A 20264-nucleotide genomic window follows, 5' to 3' on the forward strand; every position below is an offset into this window, starting at 1 on the left:
CCCTTCCGCCACGAGTCACTCACATGCGCGGAAGTCGAGTGTATCGACCGAGAGTCCGGGCCAGGAGTGACGCGATGTGGGAGTCGGGGCCGGCGTGAATAACGCGGGCCCCGCGCTGCTGACCCCGCACGATGGTGTGTGCGATCTGTTCGGCAGAGGACCTCGCCACCCGCCGATCGAAGCTCGCGGCTCGCACGGCTGGGTCTTCGTCAGCGGCGAAGCTGCCGTTACGGAGGATGTCGGTGTGGACTCCGCCGATGAGGGCCGTGCTCACACGGATGTTCGCGTTCTCGTGCTCGAGTTCGTTGGCCAGGGTCCGAGTGAAGCCGTAGACGCCTGCCTTGCTCGCCACGTAGGTCGCGTGCCTCGGAAAAGCGATGCCCTCGATCGCGCTCGATGCTGTGACGACGCTTGCCCCGGCCGCCAGATATGGCAGACAGGCGTGCACGGTCGCTATGGTGCCCACGAGGTTGATCTCGATGACACGGACGAGGTCGTCGAGGGTGCTCCGCTGGACCGTGCCGGTGTGCATCACCCCAGCGAAGGTAAAGAGACCGTCAAGAGATGGTACGGATTGCACCAAATCTGTGAGGTCGTGCCGGTATCGCGGGTGCGTAACGTCGAGGACCGCAAGGCGTGTCGGGCAAGGTAGTGCGGCACCGAGCGAGGACAGCGAATCGCCGTCAGTATCAACAAGAATCAGCTCCTCGTGGGTGGCTGACAGTTCGTGCGCTAGCGCGCTGCCGATGCCTCCCGCAGCACCGGTGATCAGGGCTGTGCCGTGCGGCACATTGGAATGAGGCCCTGACGCCGGCGAGGTACGATCCCGCTGCCGCTCACGCAAGTGAGATCGGCTCCGCGCCTGACGTGTCGGCCGGGGTCCTGAGCTAAGAAGGCGGTGTCTCACGGGACACTGCATAGCACGGTGTGCAGCGCTTGGGCGCGCACGCTGAAAGGACCTCACCATGCCGTCGACCTGTCGACGGACCCTCCAGGGGGAGGGTGCCGTACACACCGCACATGCCGATGTCGTTATCGACGGCTGGGCCGGCTGCTACCTCGACGTCGTCAAGACCATCCTTCGTCGGTCCGGTTACGGCCGCGGCATCGTTGTGGTCCACGACGGTAACCGGTTGCGGCTCAGAGGAGCGGTGCCACGCGACCTTGGCGACCGGCTCGCTGGCCTCGTCGAAGGACTCCTGGCCCGTGCGGCTGACCTGGAAGCTCGCGACACCGAAACATCGGACGCCGAGCTCGACGAATGGCACGAACTCATCCTCCAGGCCGAACACGCCGGCGTCCTGAGTCGGCGTCTGTTCAACACATCAGCCGAGGCCGTCGGCCGACCTTCGTATCGCGCTCAGGCAGGCTGAGATCCCGGCGGAACCATCGCCGTGGTGCAGAAAGGGGAGACCTCCGTGGCACGTCGACAACACGTCCCTGTGGACGGCGGCACCCATGCACGAGTCAGATGCACTAGTGTGTGTGCATCGACTTGGACTCACCTGACCGCCAGGGACCGCCAAGCGGGCCTTCTGGCACACGAGACAACAAGGAGATCGATATGACGAAGTCGACGCGCGTGGCGGGCGCAGCCCTCGTGCTGGGCAGCGCGCTACTGGCCTCCGCCTGTGGTGACGGAGGGAGCGGCAAGCCCTCATCCAGCACCACGAGCTCGGCTTCGCCCTCAACGGGCTCGGCCACGCACCCTTCAGCTCCGACAAGCACTACGAGTGATCCGAACTCGCCAGCGACTCGGGCTCGGGCGATGGTCGATCAGTACTTCTCGGTGAGCGACCGCTGTCTCTTCGACCCACAGAGCGCACCGATGACGTGCTTCGACGGCGTGGCCATCGGCACCGAGTTGGACAGTCTCCGGAACACGTTGACGTCTGCAAAGACGGCCTACACAAAGCAAATCGGATCCACCCAGGTGATCTCGGTCAAGCAGACCAAGATCGATCTGACCAACAAGCCGAAAGAGACCCCGCCAAGCATTCCGATCGTCACGTACAGCGTGTGCTTCGACGTCAGCAAGGTGAACATCGTGGATTACCAAGGCAAGTCCATCGTGCCTCCCGACCGGAAGCCTCGCGCCGTCGAGACGGTCGCGGTGGCGAACTATCAGTACCCGAAGGCCACAGGTTGGCGGGTCGCGTACACACAGCCCACGGGGAAGACATGTTGACCCGGCTCCGCGGAGGCACGATCGCCGCGGTGCTCGCCGCAGCGTTGCTGAGTGCTGTGATGTCGGCACCCGCAGCAAACGCCGCGCCGCCGAAGTGCCAGTCCTATGACGTGCGAGGACGCTGCGTCATCTGGGTGACTCCGCCCACCGGTCCGCCCGGCACGCGTCCGCCGACGCCGCCCACGGGACCGCCGGCGAAGGGTGACCCTCCGAAGCAACCGATCAGTGGCCCGCCGGCGGGAGTGGGACCAATCACCGTGAACGGTGTGCAGTGCTGGCCGATCGGCAAGAGCAACCCTCAGCCGCCGAAGTCGGACCCGGTTTGGAAGGGTCACACCGACGGCGCCATCTACGACTGCCTTTGGGGTGGAGGGTTTGGGCGGTCTTTGGCGACCATGACGCTCAAGTATTGGGCTGCGACTGCGCCGGCCGTGGCGCCGCCACCTGACCCCCGCGTGCTCGCGCAGCAAGCAATCAGGGCAATGAACCTTCAAGCGGTGGCCATGGGGCTGGCTCCTGAACCTACTGCCGGTTCTGTCGGACTGGTGGGGATGCCGAACTGGATGTGGGTCAAGCAGCCCGCACCCAACACGTGGGGACCAATCACTAAGAGCGCCTCAGCGCAGGGGTACACGGTGACGGCCACGGCGACGGTGTCCGATGTGGTCTGGGACATGGGCGACGGACAGACCGTGACCTGCCAGCAGGGCACGCCGTACGTCATGTCGTACGGGAAGCAAAAGTCACCGACCTGTGGGCACACCTACACCCGCCAAGGGACTTACGCCGTCACCGCGACGTCGCACTGGGTCATCAACTGGTCCGGAATTGGCCAGGCCGGAACGATCACGATGGACCTCAATCGCAGGGCCACGGTCCAGATCGGCGAGGCGCAAGTGCTCACCCAGTGAGCAGCACCCGACGACGTACCGACTGAATCAAGGGGAGACAGCATGGCAATCGCACCAACAGACGAGCAGCGAAGCGTTCGCCGTCTCGGTCGAGGAAAGAAGCCAGCCGAGGGCGAGCAGGGCATCGAGACCAGCGACAGCGTGACGCCACCGCCGAAGATGCGCCGTCGACCACTGCTGGTCGCGGCCTCCGTTGCGGCGGTCTGCCTGGGCGCGCTGCTCGCCGTGCTGGCCTTCACGTCGATGAACTCAGCCCAGGAGGTCCTCGCCGTCCGCTCGACCGTGCACCGCGGTGAGGTCATCACCCGGGACGACCTCATGACCGTTCGGGTCGGTGTCGATCCCGCGCTGAAGCCTCTGCCGGCATCGGAGCTGAACGATGTCGTGGGCAAGCGCGCGGCCATGGATCTGACCGCTGGGGGACTGGTGACCAGCGAAGATGTGACCTCGAGCGTGGTGCCCGGCAAGGGTATGAGCGTCGTCGGCATCAGCCTCGCTCCGGGCGCGTATCCAGCGAATGGGCTGAAGAACGGCGACGCCGTCCGGATCGTGCTCACCCCCGGCCAGCAGGGGCAGTACACCAGCGGCTCGACCCCGACCGAGATCCCCGCGACCGTGGTGGACGTCGCAGCCGGAGGATCCGGCGGCCAGCAGGTTGTCGACGTGCTCGTTCCTGAGGGACAGGCCCCAGACGTCGCCGCGATGGCCGCCACGGGCAAGGCTGCGCTGGTCTTGGACTCGCGGGAGCGCTGAGCGATGTCGGTCATCCTTCTCACCTCGGCATCCGGGTCCCCGGGCGTGACATCAGCGGCGCTTGGGCTCGCGCTGACCTGGCCGCGGCCGGTAGTGCTCGTGGAAGCCGACCCGACCGGAGGAAGTGGTCTGCTTGCTGGCTACTTCCACGGTGACGTGGCCCATGTGGGTGGTCTCATCGATCTCGCGTTGGCGCACCGTGACGGTGTCCTCGTCGAGACGCTTCCGGAAGCGATGATCCCGATTCCAGACTCCACCGCTCTTCTTCTGCCCGGGGTTCGCAGCCATGCCCAAGCTCGAAGCGTGGCAGGCATGTGGGGGCCATTGGCAGGTGCCCTGCGGGCGCTGGAGCGCAACGGCCAGGACGTGATCGTTGATGCCGGTCGCCTCGGCCTTGACGGAGCTCCCACACCGCTGATGTTGAACGCGGACCTGACTTTGCTGACGATGCGGACAAACCTGCCCGCACTGTCAGGTGCCCGGTCCTGGGCGCAAACACTGCGTGAGGAGTTCGAGCAAATAGGCTCCCTGCCGCGACTGGGCACCCTGCTCGTGGGCGAGGGCCAGCCGTACAGCGCCCGCGAAGTGCGCAAGGTCCTCGAGCTGCCAGTCACGGCAACGCTGCCCTGGGACCCGCCGGCAGCAGCCGTCTTCTCGGTCGGCGCCAACCGACCCCGCAGATTCGACAACGGCGCGCTCGTCCGAGCGCTGCGCGCGACAGGCGCGGCCGCCCGAGCGGCCATCGAAAGCAACCGAGTCGATCTAGCGGCCACCAAGAGCGTGGGGAGCACAGCATGAGCCAGCCCAACCCCTTCCTCAACGACCCGGACGAGGATGACGACCGGTCAGACCCCACCTCCCTGCCACTGTTCGCGGAAGATGCCGACCAGCCCCGGCCGCCGCGCCAAGGGCGAGTCCGGTCCAACTTCTCACTCGGGGAGAACGCACCCCGCCGGCCGGGACATATCCACGCCGTCGGCCGCGACGTACCGGACGACGAGGTCGCGGGGTGGGTTAGCGGAGGCAGCTCTCCGAGCGCTGCCTCCGGCCACCGCAAGACTGGCGCTACTGCGCATGAAGGAATCGACTGGGGCCTCGTTGCGGCGTTCCGCAGCCAGGCCTCCGACCAGCTGAGTGCCGCAATTGGTGAAGACCGGTCGCTCGATCAGCAGGCACAACAGGAACTCGGTCGGGCGATCATCGTCGAACTGCTCGAGAGTGAGGCCGCCGAGGCGGTATCTGCCGGGCGTGAGTCCTGGTCGCTGAGCCAGCAGGAAGACATGGCTGAGGCCATCTTCAATGCAGTCTTCGGCCTCGGGAGATTCCAGCCGCTCGTCGACGACGAAACGGTTGAGAACATCGAGGTCTACGGCAACGACAACGTGCTCCTCGAGCACAGTGACGGCACCATCCAGCAAGGGCCGAACGTCGCCGAGGACGACGACGAGCTCCTGGAGTTCATCAGCTTCCTGGGCAGCAAGTCCGGTAGCGGGCGGCCCTTCTCCGAAGCACAGCCGCGGTTGCACATGCGACTGGAGGGCGGCGCGCGGCTCGCGGCCACCGCGTGGGTCACTCCGCGCCCGTCGATCGTCATCCGCCGCCACCGGCTCCGTGACACCAACCTGGAACAGTTGGCCGACACGGGCATGCTGACCCCGCTGATCGCCGACTTCCTCGAAGCGGCCGTGAGGGCGCGACTCAACATTGTGGTCGCCGGTGCCCAGGGTGCCGGAAAGACGACGTTGGTGCGTGGGCTCTGCGCGGCGATCGATCCGTGGGAGAAGATCGGCACGTTCGAGACCGAGTACGAACTCTTCCTCAATGAGCTGTCGCACAAGCACAAGCGAGTCATCGCGTGGGAATCCCGGCCGGGCTCGGGCGAGGTTGGGATGAACGGTCGCCAGGCCGGCGAGATCACCCTCGACGACCTCCTCATCGACAGCTTCCGGTTCATCCTCAGCCGCACGATTGTCGGTGAGGTCCGTGGCCGCGAGATCCTGTCCATGATCAAAGCGATGCAGTCGACCTCCGGGTCGATCAGCACGACGCACGCAGCCAACGCCAAGGCGGCGATCCGCAAGCTCATCACCTGCGCCATGGAGGCCGGCAACCACATCTCCGAGGGATACGCCACCAGTGCAGTCGCCGGGCACATCGACTTGATCGTTCAGGTGAACCTCGAGACGACACCGGTCACCGAGACGGGCGGGCGCCGCAAGCGGTGGATCTCCGAGATCGTGTCCGTCGAGCCCGGAGAGCAAGCCACCGGCTACGCGACCCAACAGGTGTTCCGACCGGTTCAGGGCGGACCCGCGGTCGCCAGTGTGATGCCGGAGCACATCCGAACCGCACTGGAAGCACAGGGCTTCGACACCCGTCCTTTCGAAGCGGAGCGCCGCTCGCACGGAGGGCCGGCGGCATGACGCCCCTGATTCCTGGCCTGGCCGGCGCACTCGTCGTTGCCGGCATCCTTGGCGTGGTGTTCGGTCTGCGACCGGCACCACAGAAGCCACCCGCACCAGCCCGGACGCGCACCCCCCTGATAGCGCGCCTGGGTCAGACCTCCCCTCGGACTCGAGTGCTGCTGCTCGTCGGGGCTGGTGCGGGTCTCATCGTCGCAATCGTCACCGGATGGTTCATCGCGGTACTGGCCGTCCCGGCACTGATCGTCGGACTGCCCATGCTGCTGACCGCGCCACCAGCCGCCTCCAAGATCGAGCGGCTGGAAGGGATGGAGGAGTGGACCCGCTCCCTGTCCGGGGTTCTCACCGTCGGCGTCGGCCTGGAGCAGGCACTCATCGCGACCCTGCGATCAACGCCCGACGCCATCCGACCCGAAGTGACTCGCCTGGTCGCCCGACTGGGCGCCCGATGGAGCACCGAGGACGCACTGCGCGCGTTCGCGGACGACCTGGACGACGCCACCGGCGACCTGGTCGCGGCAAACCTGATCCTCGGCGCCCGGCGCCGAGGTCGTGGTCTTGCCAACGTGCTGGAGTCACTGGCCGAGTCGGTGGCCGCCGACGTCCGGGCCCGCCGACAGATTGAGGCCGACCGAGCCAAGCCGCGCGCAACGGCACGCTGGGTCACGCTGATCACCGTCGGAGTCCTGGTCTTCCTCGCGCTCACCGGCCGGTACGTGGCCCCGTACGGGTCACCGATCGGACAGGTCATCCTCGCGCTGCTGCTCGGCGCCTATGTGGCCACGCTGGTCTGGATGCGGACGATGACCCGGGGCAAGCCGCTGCCGAGGTTCATCGGCCTGGCGGCCGAAGGAGGCAACGCATGATCACCGGACTTCAGATGGCCTTGGCAGGCGGCGGGCTGGTCGGCCTAGGGCTGTCGCTGCTGATCTGGCGGCTCGTACCCGCACAGCCAGACCTCGGGGACGCGCTCGAGCGGCTGTCTCCCGAACATGTGCGTCGCACCCGTGCGACCGAAGTGGCCAGTCCGGCGGCAGACTCGCGCGAAAGGCTTGGACAATGGGCGCTGAAGACGTTCCCAGCCGGAGCCTGGGCGAGGGTCCCGCGTAAGGAACTGGCCCTGCTGCGAATCTCGCCGACGAGGTTCTACGGCGAGAAGGTTCTCTTCGCGGTCGTCGGCCTGATTACGCCGCCGCTGCTGACGGTGTTCTTCACGGTCATCGGACTGAACCTGCCGTTCGTCATCCCAGTCGTCGCAACTGTCGGCTTAGCCGTACTGATGTTCTTCCTCCCCGACTACAACGCACGCGACGACGCCAAGAAGGCCCGAGACGAGTTCAACCGGGCGCTGGGGCCTACATCGACTTGGTCGCCTTGGAGCGCAACTCAGGGTCGGGTCCGCGCCAAGCCATGGAAGTCGCAGCCGAAGTCGGCGACAGCTGGGTGTTCCGCCGGCTGAGCGAGGAACTGACCCGCTCGCGCTGGTCAGGCGAAGCGCCATGGGAAGCCATCCGAGCGCTCGGCCACGAACTCGGCCTCGCCGAGCTGGAGGACCTCGCCGACATCATGAGGCTATCGGGAGAGGAAGGCACCCAAATCTACGCGCAACTGCGCGCCCGATCCGCCTCGATGCGAGGCGCGATGCTCAACTCCGAGCTGGCCAAGGCCAACGAGATCGGCGAACGAATGAGCATCCCTATGAGCCTGCTAGGGGTCATCTTCATGGCCCTGCTGATCGCACCCGCGCTGCTACGGGTGATCGGGGGTGGCAGCTGATCGCACTGTCGCAACGTAGGACCAGCAGGCACTACCTCTAAGCCAAACCGTCAGAACCCGGCTCCACCACAGGAGCCACCAAGCCATAGGAAGGCAAGGACCATGAACCACCTCATCGCCACCCTCCACACCCTCGGTGTCCGCATCCAGGACAACGTCGACGACGCACACGCCACACTGCGCAAGAACCGCGAGGAGGGCTCAGTCACGATCGAACAGGTCCTGTGGGCAATCGCCGTGATCGCCTTCGTCGGGATCGTCGTGGCAGCCATCACGACCTACGTGACCAACAAAGCGAAGAACATCAAGTAGACCGAGCGAATCACACACCATGACCAGGACACACGCGCTGCGCGCCCGGCTCGCCCGTCGAGCCGGGGCGCAGCGTGAGCGTGGCTCGAGTTCCATTCAGATGGTGATGCTCCTGCCTGCTCTGTTCGCGGTCATGTTCCTGGGCATGCAAGGAGCACTGTGGTACCACGCCCGATCGGTCGCGATCGCCGCAGCGCAAGAAGGTGCCCGCAAGGCAGGCGCACAGAACAGCAGCGTCGGGGCGGGAATCAGCGACGCATCGTCCTTCATCGCCGACGCGGGCGGAAGCGGTGTGCTGGACGGCGCACACGTCACCGGCAGCCGATCGGGCACCACAGCCACGATCACAGTCAGCGGCACGTCGATGAGCGTGATCCCCGGCTGGACCATCACGGTGCGCCAGAGCGCCACTGTGCCAGTGGAAAGACTGACGCGATGAGGTGCCCCGTCCGTCAGGACTCCGAGGAGGGATCGGCGGCCATCGAGGCCGCCATCGGCGTGCCAGCTTTCATGCTGTTCGTCCTGCTGGTGATCTTCGGTGGGCGCGTCGCTATGGCGCACCAAGCAGTGCAGTCCGCCGCGGCTGAAGCCGCCAGAACCGCCTCGATCGCGCGCACACAAGGGCAAGCTCAAAGCGACGGCGCCGGTGGGGCCGCGGCAAGCCTGAGCTCCCAAGGCGTGCACTGCATCTCACAGGACGTGAGCGTGGACGCCTCCGGATTCGCCGCTCCTGTCGGAACACCTGCCACGATCCGAGCGACCGTTCGCTGCACCATCGACCTGTCCGACGTGTCAATACCTGGCGTCCCCGGCTCGATGACGATCACGGAAACCATGACCAGCCCGCTCGACACCTATCGGGAGCGGTAATGAGACAACGCAACCTCCACCAGATGGGCCGCGACCGCGGATCCGTGAGCATCTTCATGGCCTCCGCAGCCTTCGTGATGATCGTGCTCGTCGGCCTCGCAGTCGACCTCGGCGGTCAAGTCGCCGCACAGCAGCGCGCCCGAGACGTCGCCGCACAAGCGGCCGATCGGGTGGGAGCAGGTCCTCGGTGGTCCCGCGGTGAACGGCCAAGGCGCCCAGATCGACACCGCGGCCGCAGCCTCGGCCGCGCGCTCCTACCTATCGACAGCGGAGTGAGCGGCACGGCGACCATCCAAGGGAACGACACCCTGGTCGTTACGACATCCGCGAACTACCAGACGAAGTTCTTGTCGATCATCGGGATCGGAAGCTTGCACGTCACCGGACACAGCAGTGCGCGGCTCATCCGCGCACAGAACGGAGCACCCCGATGAGAGGCATCCGAGCCGACTTGCTGGCCTGTTCGCCAGCTGTTGATCCTGGGCATTGTCGTTGGGCTGCCTCTGGTTCTCCTTGCCGTCGGCGCCAACCCGACCCACTCTCGATGCCGAGCATCGATGGGATCCGGACAGCGCTCACCAACCCGACGACGGAACCCTGGCGTTGTCGGCGATCAAGGTGATCGCCTGGGCAGCATGGGCGTTCCTCACCCTGTCGATCGTGCTCGAGATCAGTGCGCGCGTCCGAGGGGTCCGGGCCCCTCGCCTGCCCGGTATGCGCATGCCGCAGTCGGCAGCGAAGGGCTTGGTCGGCACCGCCATCCTGCTGTTCGCGGCCTCCCCGATCGTCGCCCAGACAGCCTCCGCCGCGACACTGCCGACTGCGCAAGTCAGCACCGTCAGTGCCACCGCCCAGCCGGGGACTAGTACGTTGGCCGCCCCAGCACCAAGCAGCAAGGCCAGCCCCGCGCGCGCCTCAGCCCCCACAACCAAACACACCGTGCAACCAGGGGAGACCCTCTGGTCGATCGCGCGCGACCACCTGGGAGCAGGGGAGAGGTACACCGAGATCGCGGCGCTGAACCACGACCTGCTCGGCGGAAGGCCAGGCTTCCTCAAGACGGGCTGGGTACTGAACGTGCCCGCGCCACCCGCACCGATCTCCAGCACGACCTCCCCGGCGCCCGCCGAACACACCGTGACCGTCCAGGCCGGACAAACCCTGTCCGGCATCGCACAGAAGGAACTGGGGAACCCGAATCGGTTCTCAGAGATCGCCGACGCGTCGAAAAACATCACCCAGCCCGGCGGGCTGCACCTGACCAATCCGAACCGGATCAATGCGGGCTGGACGCTCGTGATCCCGCAGCCAAGCCGGTCAACCACGCCGCGGCGAAACCCCCGACCGCCAAGCCCACCCCATCGGCGGCGACACCCAGCACCGTTCCGGCACCGGTCAAACCGACGCAGCACACCCCAGCACCTGAACCCTCCACCGCACCGAGCGCCCCGGTCCCCAGCAAGACGGCTGTGCGCCCCAACGTCGAAAGCACGGCGGAGGCGGAACAGCAGCACTCGAGCACGGCACCATGGATGCTGACCGGACTGACCGGGGCCGGCGCGGTGCTTGCCGGGTCGGCACTGCTTGCACTCCGCCGCCGGCGTCAGGCCCAGTTCCGGGCCCGCCGCCCCGGGAGGACGATCGCCGTCCCGGAGACGGCGATCGTGCCCGTCGAGAAGACCATCACCGCCATTGGTTCGACGTCGGCACCCACCGTCGAACAAATGGACACCTTGCTGCGCCAGCTGGCCGCGAACATCACCAACTCGAACCTGACGATGCCCGCGCTGGCCGCCGTCGAACTCGGCGGGACGCAGATCGTGCTGCACCTGAGCGCGCCCTGCGCACTGCCCGACCCGTGGGACGGCACCGCCGACCAGCTGCACTGGGCCACACAGGTCGGACCTGCGGTTGGCGACGTCGACGAGAACCAACCGGCGCCCTACCCACTCCTGGTCACGATCGGTGCAGACGACACTAGCGACCACGTGTGGTTGCTCAACATGGAGGAACTCGCGTCGATCAACCTGACCGGCGACCCCACCTACACGCGCGACTTCGCGCGATACATCGTTGCGGAGCTGGCCCTCAACCCGTGGTCGGCCGGGACCACCGTCGACTGCATCGGCATCGCCGACGAAGTCGCTCCCCTCAACCCTGAGCGGATCCGTTACCGCGACGACTCCAGTGACGCGGCCGCCGAGGCCGTGGCCGACGCCGTCGCGATGATCGACCGCGCCGACGCACAGCACGTCGACGTCGCCACCGGCCGCGGAACGGCCGCGGACGAGGACGTTTGGCCCGCAAGACTCCTCCTGGTCGACGCGACGGCAGACGATCACGCCGTCGACCAACTGATCGGGCTAGTCGAACAACACCCAGGGAAGACAGGGACAGCAATCGTCGTCTCAGGTGACCAGCACTCGACCGGCGGGACCGTGCTCAACCTCAGCTCCAGCGGGCGACTGACCATGCCGCGCGCAGGACTGGACCTGGTCGCCGTCGGTTTGACTGGCGACGAAGCGAAAGGCTGCGCAACGCTGCTCGCGCACAGCGACATCCTGGACGACATCGAGATCCCCGTCGACGAGGACGCGACAGAAGGTTGGCGAGCCTTCACCAACGAAGCCGGCGCGCTGCGGGAGAAGCACACCAAGCCACGCGCCGACCGGGACGACGAGACCACCCAGAGCGTCCTGGCTGGCGACGACGACGAATACGTGACCGCCGCTGCGACCACCGAGGAGGACCTGGAGGCACTGGCGCCACAAGTCCCAGCTGAGGTCCGGGTCAGCGTCGAGTCTGCCGACCCGACCCTCGACGACGACGTAACCGCCTGGCTCAGCGACGACTGCCCGCTGCCGCGCCTCACCCTTCTCGGCCCGGTCCGCGCCCGAGCCAAAGGCAGCGCCGCCGCAGTCGCCAAACGCAAGCCCTACGCCACCGAGCTGCTCGCCTACCTCGCCATCCGTCCTCACGGCGCAACACCGGCACAGCTCGCCGACGCGTTCAACCTCAGCGACGGACGCGCACGCAACGACATCAAGATGGTGCGGGACTGGCTCGGCACGAACCCACGCACCGGCAACAAGCACCTGCCCAACGCGCGCGAGTCCGAAGCCGCCAAGGCGCGGGGCGTCGGCGTCTACGTGGTCGAGGACATCCTGGTCGACGCCGATCTGTTCCGACGACTGCGAGCACGCGGAGAGGCACGCGGTGCCGACGGCATCACCGACCTGCTGCGTGCACTACAGCTGGTCGACGGGCGCCCGTTCGATCAGCTGCGCCCCGGCGGCTGGGAATGGCTCGCCGAAGGCGATCGCCTCGATCACCACATGAACGCAGCCATCGTCGACGTCGCACACATGGTGACCACCGCATGTCTAGGTTCGAACGATCTAGTCCGCGCGAGAGCAGCCGCCGAGATCGCCACCGCCGTCGCGCCTGACTCGGAGATCGCCAAGCTCGACCTCGTCGCGGTGTTCGAAGCGGAAGGGCACCGAGCCGAAGCGAAGCGGATCCTGCAAGACGAGGTCTGCAACCGCTCCGACGACCAGGGTGCGCCCGCGGAGCTGTCCGCACGAACCGAGAAGATCATCCGCAACCACGAATGGCTCGACCCCGACCGGGCCGCCAGCTGATGCCACTGGAACGATTCGACCCGGCCTCCGCCCAGGCGGAGGCCACGATCACGATCACGTCGGTGACCGGCGACCTCACGCAGCTGCAAGACGTCGACGGGCTGGTGAACCCGTGGAACCGGAACTACATGCCACGGTGGCTGCTCTACCCCAGCGGCGTCAGCCGCGCGCTGAAGTCGCAGACAGGGCCAGACCCGTGGAAAGAGCTTTCCCGGGCAGGAGTGCTTCCCGTCGGCGGGTGCGTGGTAACTGATGCCGGGCGGCTGAGCGCGCACACGAAGCTCATCCACGTCGCCGGACTCAACCTCGCGTGGCGAGCCACTGAAGCCACCGTCTCGGCGTCAGTGCACTCGGTTGTGCGAGCGGCCGTGGCCCAGAAGATGCGAACGGTCGCGATGCCGCTCATCGGATCAGGCTCGGGCGGCATGAACCCAACGTCATCACGAGAGTGCATCGAGAACGCCCTACGTCGGTACACCAGCGGGTGGCCCCTGGAGGTGCTGCTCGTTGAGCACGACAAGGCAGCCTGATCCGGCCCGACCGACGGTGCGGGACCTCCAAGCGCTACGACGAAAGCGCCGAAGTATGCGTGTACTTCGTTCCGTGATGTGCGTAGAGCTTCTTGACGGAGTCGGTGTCGGCCGGTGATTCGTAGACGGCGCGCCGGACGGCTGCGTCCTTGAGGTTCAAGCCATACAGAGTGTCGTCCTTCTCGACGCCGACAGCCATGATGCGTTCGAACTGGTCACCGTGCTGATCGGCGTACTGGGCCAGGGCCTTCAGCTTGGGCGAGCTGTCTCCCAAGTGCGCACCGTGTGGGTCGACGATGGATGGCAGGTAGGCATCCCCTGTTCGATGCACGAACACGAAGTCCGGCTGCACAGAACTCCAGGAGCCATTGGACGACTTGTGCGCGATCCGTAGGGAACTCGTGGTGGCAGCGGACGGGTTCCGGTACCAGCCAGCGAGGGTTCCGAGGCTTTGCTCGTGCTCGACGACAGCCTGCTCCCACCGGTTTCGGGCCATCGCCTGCTCAACTGGGTAGTCACCCTCGGATGTCGCCAGCAGGTGCTTCCTCTGAGTGGGCAGCTTCTTGCCGTCGGTGTCGACCGAGTCGACCAGCTGCTCCGTCTGGATCTTGATAGCCACCGGCTCCGCGGCGCGGGCCATGTCCTGGATCGCCTGGTAGATAGGCTTTCGATTGTCTGGTAGTGCCGCGATCTTGGTGCTGTTGGTGGTCAGCCACAGCCGGGTGAGTGCGTCAGCGGCGTCCTCGACCGGCTGCTGGACGTCGACATCCAGGAACCCCAGTGCGGCGACTTCGGCCCGGACGCCCGTGATGTCGACGGTGAACAGGTCCTCGCCACGGTCCTCGGCCGCGGTGATCGCGGACTGCATGTTCCGGTGCAGGTACCCGTTGACGACCGAGGTCGAGAGCAGCCGGCGCAGGTGGCGCAGCGCGTCGTCCACGGTCGCCGCGTCCGCGGCACGTGAGGTCGTGCGGTCGGTCACCTGGTCCTCGCCGCGCTGGACGAGGATCTGCCGGATCTGTGCGGTGAGGATCTGCTTCGCGCGGACGCCACGGCGTCGGCGTTGTCGTGGACGACCCCGTCGAGGACTGCGAACAGCGTCTCGTGCGCTACCTTGTTGGCATCTGGCTCGAGGGCATCCTGGCTGAACGCCTGCGCAGCCTTGAGTAGCCGCTTCACCGGCTTCGGCGCGGCCGCCGGTTTCGCGAACGACGGCAGCGACTCGACCACGTCGAACACCTCGTCGGGGACCTCGGTGTTGCGGGAGAGCATGACCGGCTTGAGCATCACCTTCGCGACGGCGGCACCGCGCTCCCCTGACGCGGGCTCGCGCAGGCCCATGATCTCCTCGGCGACCTGCTTAGCCGTGTCCTTGTCGAAGCGTGGCAGGTAGCACGAGGCTGCGTTAAGCCGCTCGTCACCGGTGGTCTGCGCCAGCGGTGTGCGCACCATCCGACCCAGCAGCTGCGTGACGTAGGTGGCGTCGACCGCGGGCCGCAACGAGACCAGCACCTCGGCACGCGGGCAGTCCCACCCGGTGGAGACCGCGTCCTTCGCCAGCAGCACCCTGATGCCGTGGTCGTGCTGGATGTCCTGCGGGGCGACCTTCGGGATCACGTACGAGCCGACCTCAATGGTGGCCCGGTCTCCGAGCACGTGCGCAACCCCGTCGTACGGCATCTCGGGCCAGTGCTTGCGGATGGTCTCCAGCAAAAATTTCAAGGCGAGGACGACACGATCCACCTGGTGCTGGAGACCATCCGCAAGCACTGGCCCGAGATGCCGTACGACGGGGTTGCGCACGTGCTCGGAGACCGGGCCACCATTGAGGTCGGCTCGTACGTGATCCCGAAGGTCGCCCGCAGGACATCCAGCACGACCACGGCATCAGGGTGCTGCTGGCGAAGGACGCGGTCTCCACCGGGTGGGACTGCCCGCGTGCCGAGGTGCTGGTCTCGTTGCGGCCCGCGGTCGACGCCACCTACGTCACGCAGCTGCTGGGTCGGATGGTGCGCACACCGCTGGCGCAGACCACCGGTGACGAGCGGCTTAACGCAGCCTCGTGCTACCTGCCACGCTTCGACAAGGACACGGCTAAGCAGGTCGCCGAGGAGATCATGGGCCTGCGCGAGCCCGCGTCAGGGGAGCGCGGTGCCGCCGTCGCGAAGGTGATGCTCAAGCCGGTCATGCTCTCCCGCAACACCGAGGTCCCCGACGAGGTGTTCGACGTGGTCGAGTCGCTGCCGTCGTTCGCGAAACCGGCGGCCGCGCCGAAGCCGGTGAAAGCGGCTTACTCAAGGCTGCGCAGGCGTTCAGCAGGATGCCCTCGAGCCAGATGCCAACAAGGTAGCGCACGAGACGCTGTTCGCAGTCCTCGACGGGGTCGTCCACGACAACGCCGACGCCGTGGCGTCCGCCGCGAAGCAGATCCTCACCGCAACAGATCCGGCAGATCCTCGTCCAGCGCGGCGAGGACCAGGTGACCGACCGCACGACCTCACGTGCCGCGGACGCGGCGACCGTGGACGACGCGCTGCGCCACCTGCGCCGGCTGCTCTCGACCTCGGTCGTCAACGGGTACCTGCACCGGAACATGCAGTCCGCGATCACCGCGGCCGAGGACCGTGGCGAGGACTGTTCACCGTCGACATCACGGGCGTCCGGGCCGAAGTCGCGCAACTGGGGTTCCTGGATGTCGACGTCCAGCAGCCGGTCGAGGACGCCGCTGACGCACTCACCCGGCTGTGGCTGACCACCAACAGCACCAAGATCGCGGCACTACCAGACAATCGAAAGCCTATCTACCAGGCGATCCAGGACATGGCCCGCGCCGCGGAGCCGGTGGCTATCAAGATCCAGACGGAGCAAGCTGGTCGACTCGGTCGACACCGACGGCAAGAAGCTGCCCACTCAGAGGAAGCACCTGCTGGCGACATCCGAGGGTGACTACCCAGTTGAGGCAGGCGATGGCCCGAAACCGGTGGGAGCAGGCTGTCGTCGAGCACGAGCAAAGCCTCGGAACCCTCGCTGGCTGGTACCGGAACCCGTCCGCTGCCACCACGAGTTCCCTACGGATCGCGCACAAGTCGTCCAATGGCTCCTGGAGTTCTGTGCAGCCGGACTTCGTGTTCGTGCATCGAACAGGGGATGCCTACCTGCCATCATCGTCGACCCACACGGTGCGCACTTGGGAGACAGCTCGCCCAAGCTGAAGGCCCTGGCCAGTACGCCGATCAGCACGGTGACCAGTTCGAACGCATCATGGCTGTCGGCGTCGAGAAGGACGACACTCTGTATGGCTTGAACCTCAAGGACGCAGCCGTCCGGCGCGCCGTCTACGAATCACCGGCCGACACCGACTCCGTCAAGAAGCTCTACGCACATCACGGAACGAAGTACACGCATACTTCGGCGCTTTCGTCGTAGCGCTTGGAGGTCCCGCACCGTCGGTCGGGCCGGATCAGGCTGCCTTGTCGTGCTCAACGAGCAGCACCTCCAGGGGCCACCCGCTGGTGTACCGACGTAGGGCGTTCTCGATGCACTCTCGTGATGACGTTGGGTTCATGCCGCCCGAGCCTGATCGATGAGCGGCATCGCGACCGTTCGCATCTTCTGGGCCACGGCCGCTCGCACAACCGAGTGCACTGACGCCGAGACGGTGGCTTCAGTGGCTCGCCACGCGAGGTTTGAGTCCGGCGACGTGGATGAGCTTCGTGTGCGCGCTCAGCCGCCCGGCATCAGTTACGCACGCACCCGCCGACGGGAAGCACTCCTGCCCGGGAAAGCTCTTTCCACGGGTCTGGCCCTGTCTGCGACTTCAGCGCGCGGCTGACGCGCTGGGGTAGAGCAGCCACCGTGGCATGTAGTTCCGGTTCCACGGGTTCACCAGCCCGTCGACGTCTTGCAGCTGCGTGAGGTCGCCGGTCACCGACGTGATCGTGATCGTGGCCTCCGCCTGGGCGGAGGCCGGGTTCGAATCGTTCCAGTGGCATCAGCTGGCGGCCCGGTCGGGGTCGAGCCATTCGTGGTTGCGGATGATCTTCTCGGTTCGTGCGGACAGCTCCGCGGGCGCACCCTGGTCGTCGAGCGGTTGCAGACCTCGTCTTGCAGGATCCGCTTCGCTTCGGCTCGGTGCCCTTCCGCTTCGAACACCGCGACGAGGTCGAGCTTGGCGATCTCCGAGTCAGGCGCGACGGCGGTGGCGATCTCGGCGGCTGCTCTCGCGCGGACTAGATCGTTCGAACCTAGACATGCGGTGGTCACCATGTGTGCGACGTCGACGATGGCTGCGTTCATGTGGTGATCGAGGCGATCGCCTTCGGCGAGCCATTCCCAGCCGCCGGGGCGCAGCTGATCGAACGGGCGCCCGTTCGACCAGCTGTAGTGCACGCAGCAGGTCGGTGATGCGTCGGCACCGCGTGCCTCTCCGCGTGCTCGCAGTCGTCGGAACAGATCGCGTCGACCAGGATGTCCTCGACCACGTAGACGCCGACGCCCCGCGCCTTGGCGGCTTCGGACTCGCGCGCGTTGGGCAGGTGCTTGTTGCCGGTGCGTGGGTTCGTGCCGAGCCAGTCCCGCACCATCTTGATGTCGTTGCGTGCGCGTCCGTCGCTGAGGTTGAACGCGTCGGCGAGCTGTGCCGGTGTTGCGCCGTGAGGACGGATGGCGAGGTAGGCGAGCAGCTCGGTGGCGTAGGGCTTGCGTTTGGCGACTGCGGCGGCGCTGCCTTTGGCTCGGCGCGGACCGGGCCGAGAAGGGTGAGGCGCGGCAGCGGGCAGTCGTCGCTGAGCAGGCGGTTACGTCGTCGTCGAGGGTCGGGTCGGCAGACTCGACGCTGACCCGGACCTCAGCTGGGACTTGTGGCGCCAGTGCCTCCAGGTCCTCCTCGGTGGTCGCAGCGGCGGTCACGTATTTCGTCGTCGTCGCCAGCCAGGACGCTCTGGGTGGTCTCGTCGTCCGGTCGGCGCGTGGCTTGGTGTGCTTCTCCCGCAGCGCGCCGGCTTCGTTGGTGAAGGCTCGCCAACCTTCTGTCGCGTCCTCGTCGACGGGATCTCGATGTCGTCCAGGATGTCGCTGTGCGCGAGCAGCGTTGCGCAGCCTTTCGCTTCGTCGCCAGTCAAACCGACGGCGACCAGGTCCAGTCCTGCGCGCGCATGGTCAGTCGCCCGCTGGAGCTGAGGTTGAGCACGGTCCCGCCGGTCGAGTGCTGGTCACTGAGACGACGATTGCTGTCCCTGTCTTCCCTGGGTGTTGTTCGACTAGCCCGATCAGTTGGTCGACGGCGTGATCGTCTGCCGTCGCGTCGACCAGGAGGAGTCTTGCGGGCCAAACGTCCTCGTCCGCGGCCGTTCCGCGGCCGGTGGCGACGTCGACGTGCTGTGCGTCGGCGCGGTCGATCATCGCGACGGCGTCGGCCACGGCCTCGGCGGCCGCGTCACTGGAGTCGTCGCGGTAACGGATCCGCTCAGGGTTGAGGGGAGCGACTTCGTCGGCGATGCCGATGCAGTCGACGGTGGTCCCGGCCGACCACGGGTTGAGGGCCAGCTCCGCAACGATGTATCGCGCGAAGTCGCGCGTGTAGGTGGGGTCGCCGGTCAGGTTGATCGACGCGAGTTCCTCCATGTTGAGCAACCACACGTGGTCGCTAGTGTCGTCTGCACCGATCGTGACCAGGAGTGGGTAGGGCGCCGGTTGGTTCTCGTCGACCGTCGCCAACCGCAGGTCCGACCTGTGTGGCCCAGTGCAGCTGGTCGGCGGTGCCGTCCCACGGGTCGGGCAGTGCGCAGGGCGCGCTCAGGTGCAGCACGATCTGCGTCCCGCCGAGTTCGACGGCGGCCAGCGCGGGCATCGTCAGGTTCGAGTTGGTGATGTTCGCGGCCAGCTGGCGCAGCAAGGTGTCCATTTGTTCGACGGTGGGTGCCGACGTCGAACCAATGGCGGTGATGGTCTTCTCGACGGGCACGATCGCCGTCTCCGGGACGGCGATCGTCCTCCCGGGGCGGCGGGCCCGGAACTGGGCCTGACGCCGGCGGCGGAGTGCAAGCAGTGCCGACCCGGCAAGCACCGCGCCGGCCCCGGTCAGTCCGGTCAGCATCCATGGTGCCGTGCTCGAGTGCTGCTGTTCCGCCTCCGCCGTGCTTTCGACGTTGGGGCGCACAGCCGTCTTGCTGGGGACCGGGGCGCTCGGTGCGGTGGAGGTTCAGGTGCTGGGTGTGCTGCGTCGGTTTGACCGGTGCCGGAACGGTGCTGGGTGTCGCCGCCGATGGGGTGGGCTTGGCGGTCGGGGGTTTCGCCGCGGCGTGGGTTGACCGGCTTGGCTGCGGGGATCACGAGCGTCCAGCCCGCATTGATCCGGTTCGGATTGGTCAGGTGCAGCCCGCCGGGCTGGGTGATGTTTTTCGACGCGTCGGCGATCTCTGAGAACCGATTCGGGTTCCCCAGTTCCTTCTGTGCGATGCCGGACAGGGTTTGTCCGGCCTGGAACGGTCACGGTGTGTTCGGCGGGCGCCGGGGAGGTCGTGCTGGAGATCGGTGCGGGTGGCGCGGGCACGTTCAGTACCCAGCCCGTCTTGAGGAAGCCTGGCCTTCCGCCGAGCAGGTCGTGGTTCAGCGCCGCGATCTCGGTGTACCTCTCCCCTGCTCCCAGGTGGTCGCGCGCGATCGACCAGAGGGTCTCCCCTGGTTGCACGGTGTGTTTGGTTGTGGGGGCTGAGGCGCGCGCGGGGCTGGCCTTGCTGCTTGGTGCTGGGGCGGCCAACGTACTAGTCCCCGGCTGGGCGGTGGCACTGACGGTGCTGACTTGCGCAGTCGGCAGTGTCGCGGCGGAGGCTGTCTGGGCGACGATCGGGGAGGCCGCGAAC

27 protein-coding genes are annotated in these 20264 nt (G+C 66.8%); 19 read left to right on the forward strand and 8 right to left on the reverse strand.

The window, feature by feature from the left end; translation table 11 throughout:
- Positions 1 to 19: 19 nt before the first annotated feature.
- Entirely contained in the window at positions 20 to 790 is a 771-nt protein-coding gene (locus DR843_RS19065; protein ID WP_170119965.1) for an SDR family NAD(P)-dependent oxidoreductase, read from the reverse strand.
- Positions 791 to 965: 175 nt separating this feature from the next.
- On the opposite strand from DR843_RS19065, the gene DR843_RS19070 reads away from it, so the two are divergent.
- The 4 genes from DR843_RS19070 (at position 966) to DR843_RS19085 (ending at position 3852) form a co-directional block, all read left to right on the forward strand.
- Positions 966 to 1373 (forward strand): hypothetical protein, encoded by a 408-nt coding sequence (locus DR843_RS19070; RefSeq protein WP_109689391.1) that lies wholly within the window; start codon positions 966 to 968, stop codon positions 1371 to 1373.
- Between the two features lie 473 nt (positions 1374 to 1846).
- A complete protein-coding gene (locus tag DR843_RS20225) occupies positions 1847 to 2188 on the forward strand; it encodes a hypothetical protein (RefSeq protein WP_170119948.1) in 342 nt (113 codons plus the stop codon).
- Between the two features lie 482 nt (positions 2189 to 2670).
- Positions 2671 to 3099: a hypothetical protein gene (locus DR843_RS19885; RefSeq protein ID WP_146202656.1), complete on the forward strand. Its 429-nt coding sequence runs from the start codon at positions 2671 to 2673 to the stop codon at positions 3097 to 3099.
- A gap of 42 nt (positions 3100 to 3141) precedes the next feature.
- Entirely contained in the window at positions 3142 to 3852 is a 711-nt protein-coding gene (locus tag DR843_RS19085; protein WP_245934259.1) for an SAF domain-containing protein, read from the forward strand.
- A gap of 51 nt (positions 3853 to 3903) precedes the next feature.
- Here the strand turns inward: DR843_RS19085 and DR843_RS20675 are convergent, their stop codons facing one another.
- A complete protein-coding gene (locus DR843_RS20675; protein WP_245934252.1) occupies positions 3904 to 4140 on the reverse strand; it encodes a hypothetical protein in 237 nt (78 codons plus the stop codon).
- Between the two features lie 24 nt (positions 4141 to 4164).
- Between DR843_RS20675 and DR843_RS20680 the strand changes: the two genes are divergently transcribed.
- From DR843_RS20680 to DR843_RS19140, 12 genes are all read left to right on the forward strand, one after another.
- Positions 4165 to 4650, forward strand: a complete 486-nt coding sequence (locus tag DR843_RS20680) for a P-loop NTPase family protein (RefSeq protein WP_245934253.1) — start codon at positions 4165 to 4167, stop codon at positions 4648 to 4650.
- On the forward strand, positions 4647 to 6275 hold the full coding sequence (locus DR843_RS19095) for a TadA family conjugal transfer-associated ATPase (protein ID WP_109689398.1): 1629 nt from the start codon (positions 4647 to 4649) through the stop codon (positions 6273 to 6275). The genes DR843_RS20680 and DR843_RS19095 overlap by 4 nt, the downstream gene beginning before the upstream one ends.
- Positions 6272 to 7141: a type II secretion system F family protein gene (locus DR843_RS19100; RefSeq protein WP_109689208.1), complete on the forward strand. Its 870-nt coding sequence runs from the start codon at positions 6272 to 6274 to the stop codon at positions 7139 to 7141. The genes DR843_RS19095 and DR843_RS19100 overlap by 4 nt, the downstream gene beginning before the upstream one ends.
- Entirely contained in the window at positions 7138 to 7734 is a 597-nt protein-coding gene (locus DR843_RS19105) for a hypothetical protein (protein ID WP_245934260.1), read from the forward strand. Before DR843_RS19100 ends, DR843_RS19105 begins: the two co-directional genes overlap by 4 nt.
- Positions 7686 to 8051 (forward strand): hypothetical protein, encoded by a 366-nt coding sequence (locus DR843_RS20685; protein ID WP_245934261.1) that lies wholly within the window; start codon positions 7686 to 7688, stop codon positions 8049 to 8051. Before DR843_RS19105 ends, DR843_RS20685 begins: the two co-directional genes overlap by 49 nt.
- Positions 8052 to 8153: 102 nt before the next feature.
- Positions 8154 to 8363 (forward strand): hypothetical protein, encoded by a 210-nt coding sequence (locus tag DR843_RS19110; RefSeq protein WP_109689212.1) that lies wholly within the window; start codon positions 8154 to 8156, stop codon positions 8361 to 8363.
- A gap of 19 nt (positions 8364 to 8382) precedes the next feature.
- On the forward strand, positions 8383 to 8802 hold the full coding sequence (locus DR843_RS19115) for a TadE family protein (RefSeq protein ID WP_109689214.1): 420 nt from the start codon (positions 8383 to 8385) through the stop codon (positions 8800 to 8802).
- Entirely contained in the window at positions 8799 to 9233 is a 435-nt protein-coding gene (locus tag DR843_RS19120) for a TadE/TadG family type IV pilus assembly protein (RefSeq protein ID WP_109689216.1), read from the forward strand. The genes DR843_RS19115 and DR843_RS19120 overlap by 4 nt, the downstream gene beginning before the upstream one ends.
- A 23-nt stretch (positions 9234 to 9256) precedes the next feature.
- A complete protein-coding gene (locus DR843_RS19125; protein WP_245934262.1) occupies positions 9257 to 9667 on the forward strand; it encodes a Tad domain-containing protein in 411 nt (136 codons plus the stop codon).
- 79 nt (positions 9668 to 9746) lie between these two features.
- A complete protein-coding gene (locus DR843_RS19130; protein ID WP_146202657.1) occupies positions 9747 to 10772 on the forward strand; it encodes a LysM peptidoglycan-binding domain-containing protein in 1026 nt (341 codons plus the stop codon).
- Positions 10766 to 12874 (forward strand): AfsR/SARP family transcriptional regulator, encoded by a 2109-nt coding sequence (locus tag DR843_RS19135; RefSeq protein ID WP_109689402.1) that lies wholly within the window; start codon positions 10766 to 10768, stop codon positions 12872 to 12874. The genes DR843_RS19130 and DR843_RS19135 overlap by 7 nt, the downstream gene beginning before the upstream one ends.
- Complete coding sequence (locus DR843_RS19140; RefSeq protein WP_170119949.1) at positions 12874 to 13404, forward strand: macro domain-containing protein; 531 nt, start codon at positions 12874 to 12876, stop codon at positions 13402 to 13404. The genes DR843_RS19135 and DR843_RS19140 overlap by 1 nt, the downstream gene beginning before the upstream one ends.
- Positions 13405 to 13438: 34 nt before the next feature.
- On the opposite strand, the gene DR843_RS19145 is transcribed toward DR843_RS19140, so the two are convergent.
- From DR843_RS19145 to DR843_RS20230, 3 genes are read right to left on the reverse strand one after another with little or no spacing between them, the layout of a single operon-like run.
- Positions 13439 to 14386, reverse strand: coding sequence for a hypothetical protein (locus DR843_RS19145; protein WP_109689405.1), 948 nt, complete (start codon positions 14384 to 14386; stop codon positions 13439 to 13441).
- On the reverse strand, positions 14383 to 15126 hold the full coding sequence (locus DR843_RS19150; RefSeq protein ID WP_146202658.1) for a hypothetical protein: 744 nt from the start codon (positions 15124 to 15126) through the stop codon (positions 14383 to 14385). The genes DR843_RS19145 and DR843_RS19150 overlap by 4 nt, the downstream gene beginning before the upstream one ends.
- Positions 15123 to 15287, reverse strand: a complete 165-nt coding sequence (locus tag DR843_RS20230; RefSeq protein WP_170119966.1) for a hypothetical protein — start codon at positions 15285 to 15287, stop codon at positions 15123 to 15125. The genes DR843_RS19150 and DR843_RS20230 overlap by 4 nt, the downstream gene beginning before the upstream one ends.
- 9 nt (positions 15288 to 15296) lie before the next feature.
- Between DR843_RS20230 and DR843_RS19155 the strand changes: the two genes are divergently transcribed.
- The 3 genes from DR843_RS19155 to DR843_RS20235 all read left to right on the forward strand — a co-directional run bounded on the left by DR843_RS19155 (position 15297) and on the right by DR843_RS20235 (position 16830).
- Complete coding sequence (locus DR843_RS19155) at positions 15297 to 15887, forward strand: hypothetical protein (protein WP_109689409.1); 591 nt, start codon at positions 15297 to 15299, stop codon at positions 15885 to 15887.
- Positions 15884 to 16156 (forward strand): hypothetical protein, encoded by a 273-nt coding sequence (locus tag DR843_RS19160; protein WP_109689412.1) that lies wholly within the window; start codon positions 15884 to 15886, stop codon positions 16154 to 16156. Before DR843_RS19155 ends, DR843_RS19160 begins: the two co-directional genes overlap by 4 nt.
- 509 nt (positions 16157 to 16665) lie before the next feature.
- Positions 16666 to 16830: a hypothetical protein gene (locus tag DR843_RS20235; protein ID WP_170119967.1), complete on the forward strand. Its 165-nt coding sequence runs from the start codon at positions 16666 to 16668 to the stop codon at positions 16828 to 16830.
- A gap of 866 nt (positions 16831 to 17696) precedes the next feature.
- Here DR843_RS20235 and DR843_RS19165 read toward each other — a convergent pair.
- From DR843_RS19165 to DR843_RS19175, 3 genes are all read right to left on the reverse strand, one after another.
- Positions 17697 to 17987 carry a hypothetical protein gene (locus tag DR843_RS19165; RefSeq protein ID WP_109689414.1) on the reverse strand — a complete coding sequence of 97 codons (291 nt, stop codon included), beginning with the start codon at positions 17985 to 17987 and terminating at the stop codon, positions 17697 to 17699.
- Positions 17988 to 18561: 574 nt separating this feature from the next.
- Complete coding sequence (locus DR843_RS19170) at positions 18562 to 19041, reverse strand: hypothetical protein (RefSeq protein WP_109689416.1); 480 nt, start codon at positions 19039 to 19041, stop codon at positions 18562 to 18564.
- A 7-nt stretch (positions 19042 to 19048) separates the two neighbouring features.
- A complete protein-coding gene (locus DR843_RS19175; protein WP_146202659.1) occupies positions 19049 to 19498 on the reverse strand; it encodes a hypothetical protein in 450 nt (149 codons plus the stop codon).
- Positions 19499 to 20264: the final 766 nt, after the last annotated feature.

Source organism: Branchiibius hedensis, from assembly GCF_900108585.1.
GTDB lineage: Bacteria > Actinomycetota > Actinomycetes > Actinomycetales > Dermatophilaceae > Branchiibius > Branchiibius hedensis.

What these genes read in the sequence shown, in the direction of transcription:
- DR843_RS19125 (WP_245934262.1), top strand. Translation starts at nt 9,257, where the DNA reads ATGGGCCGCGACCGCGGATCCGTGAGCATCTTCATGGCCTCCGCAGCC.
- DR843_RS19120 (WP_109689216.1), top strand. Translation starts at nt 8,799, where the DNA reads ATGAGGTGCCCCGTCCGTCAGGACTCCGAGGAGGGATCGGCGGCCATC.
- DR843_RS19100 (WP_109689208.1), top strand. Translation starts at nt 6,272, where the DNA reads ATGACGCCCCTGATTCCTGGCCTGGCCGGCGCACTCGTCGTTGCCGGC.
- DR843_RS19095 (WP_109689398.1), top strand. Translation starts at nt 4,647, where the DNA reads ATGAGCCAGCCCAACCCCTTCCTCAACGACCCGGACGAGGATGACGAC.
- DR843_RS19115 (WP_109689214.1), top strand. Translation starts at nt 8,383, where the DNA reads ATGACCAGGACACACGCGCTGCGCGCCCGGCTCGCCCGTCGAGCCGGG.
- DR843_RS19135 (WP_109689402.1), top strand. Translation starts at nt 10,766, where the DNA reads ATGCTGACCGGACTGACCGGGGCCGGCGCGGTGCTTGCCGGGTCGGCA.
- DR843_RS19175 (WP_146202659.1), bottom strand. Translation starts at nt 19,498, where the DNA reads ATGCTGACCGGACTGACCGGGGCCGGCGCGGTGCTTGCCGGGTCGGCA.
- DR843_RS19165 (WP_109689414.1), bottom strand. Translation starts at nt 17,987, where the DNA reads ATGGTGCGGGACTGGCTCGGCACGAACCCACGCACCGGCAACAAGCAC.
- DR843_RS19085 (WP_245934259.1), top strand. Translation starts at nt 3,142, where the DNA reads ATGGCAATCGCACCAACAGACGAGCAGCGAAGCGTTCGCCGTCTCGGT.
- DR843_RS19140 (WP_170119949.1), top strand. Translation starts at nt 12,874, where the DNA reads ATGCCACTGGAACGATTCGACCCGGCCTCCGCCCAGGCGGAGGCCACG.
- DR843_RS19070 (WP_109689391.1), top strand. Translation starts at nt 966, where the DNA reads ATGCCGTCGACCTGTCGACGGACCCTCCAGGGGGAGGGTGCCGTACAC.
- DR843_RS20675 (WP_245934252.1), bottom strand. Translation starts at nt 4,140, where the DNA reads ATGGCTGCGAACCCCGGGCAGAAGAAGAGCGGTGGAGTCTGGAATCGG.
- DR843_RS20680 (WP_245934253.1), top strand. Translation starts at nt 4,165, where the DNA reads ATGTGGGGGCCATTGGCAGGTGCCCTGCGGGCGCTGGAGCGCAACGGC.
- DR843_RS19110 (WP_109689212.1), top strand. Translation starts at nt 8,154, where the DNA reads ATGAACCACCTCATCGCCACCCTCCACACCCTCGGTGTCCGCATCCAG.
- DR843_RS19885 (WP_146202656.1), top strand. Translation starts at nt 2,671, where the DNA reads ATGAACCTTCAAGCGGTGGCCATGGGGCTGGCTCCTGAACCTACTGCC.
- DR843_RS20235 (WP_170119967.1), top strand. Translation starts at nt 16,666, where the DNA reads ATGGCTGTCGGCGTCGAGAAGGACGACACTCTGTATGGCTTGAACCTC.
- DR843_RS20685 (WP_245934261.1), top strand. Translation starts at nt 7,686, where the DNA reads ATGGAAGTCGCAGCCGAAGTCGGCGACAGCTGGGTGTTCCGCCGGCTG.
- DR843_RS19105 (WP_245934260.1), top strand. Translation starts at nt 7,138, where the DNA reads ATGATCACCGGACTTCAGATGGCCTTGGCAGGCGGCGGGCTGGTCGGC.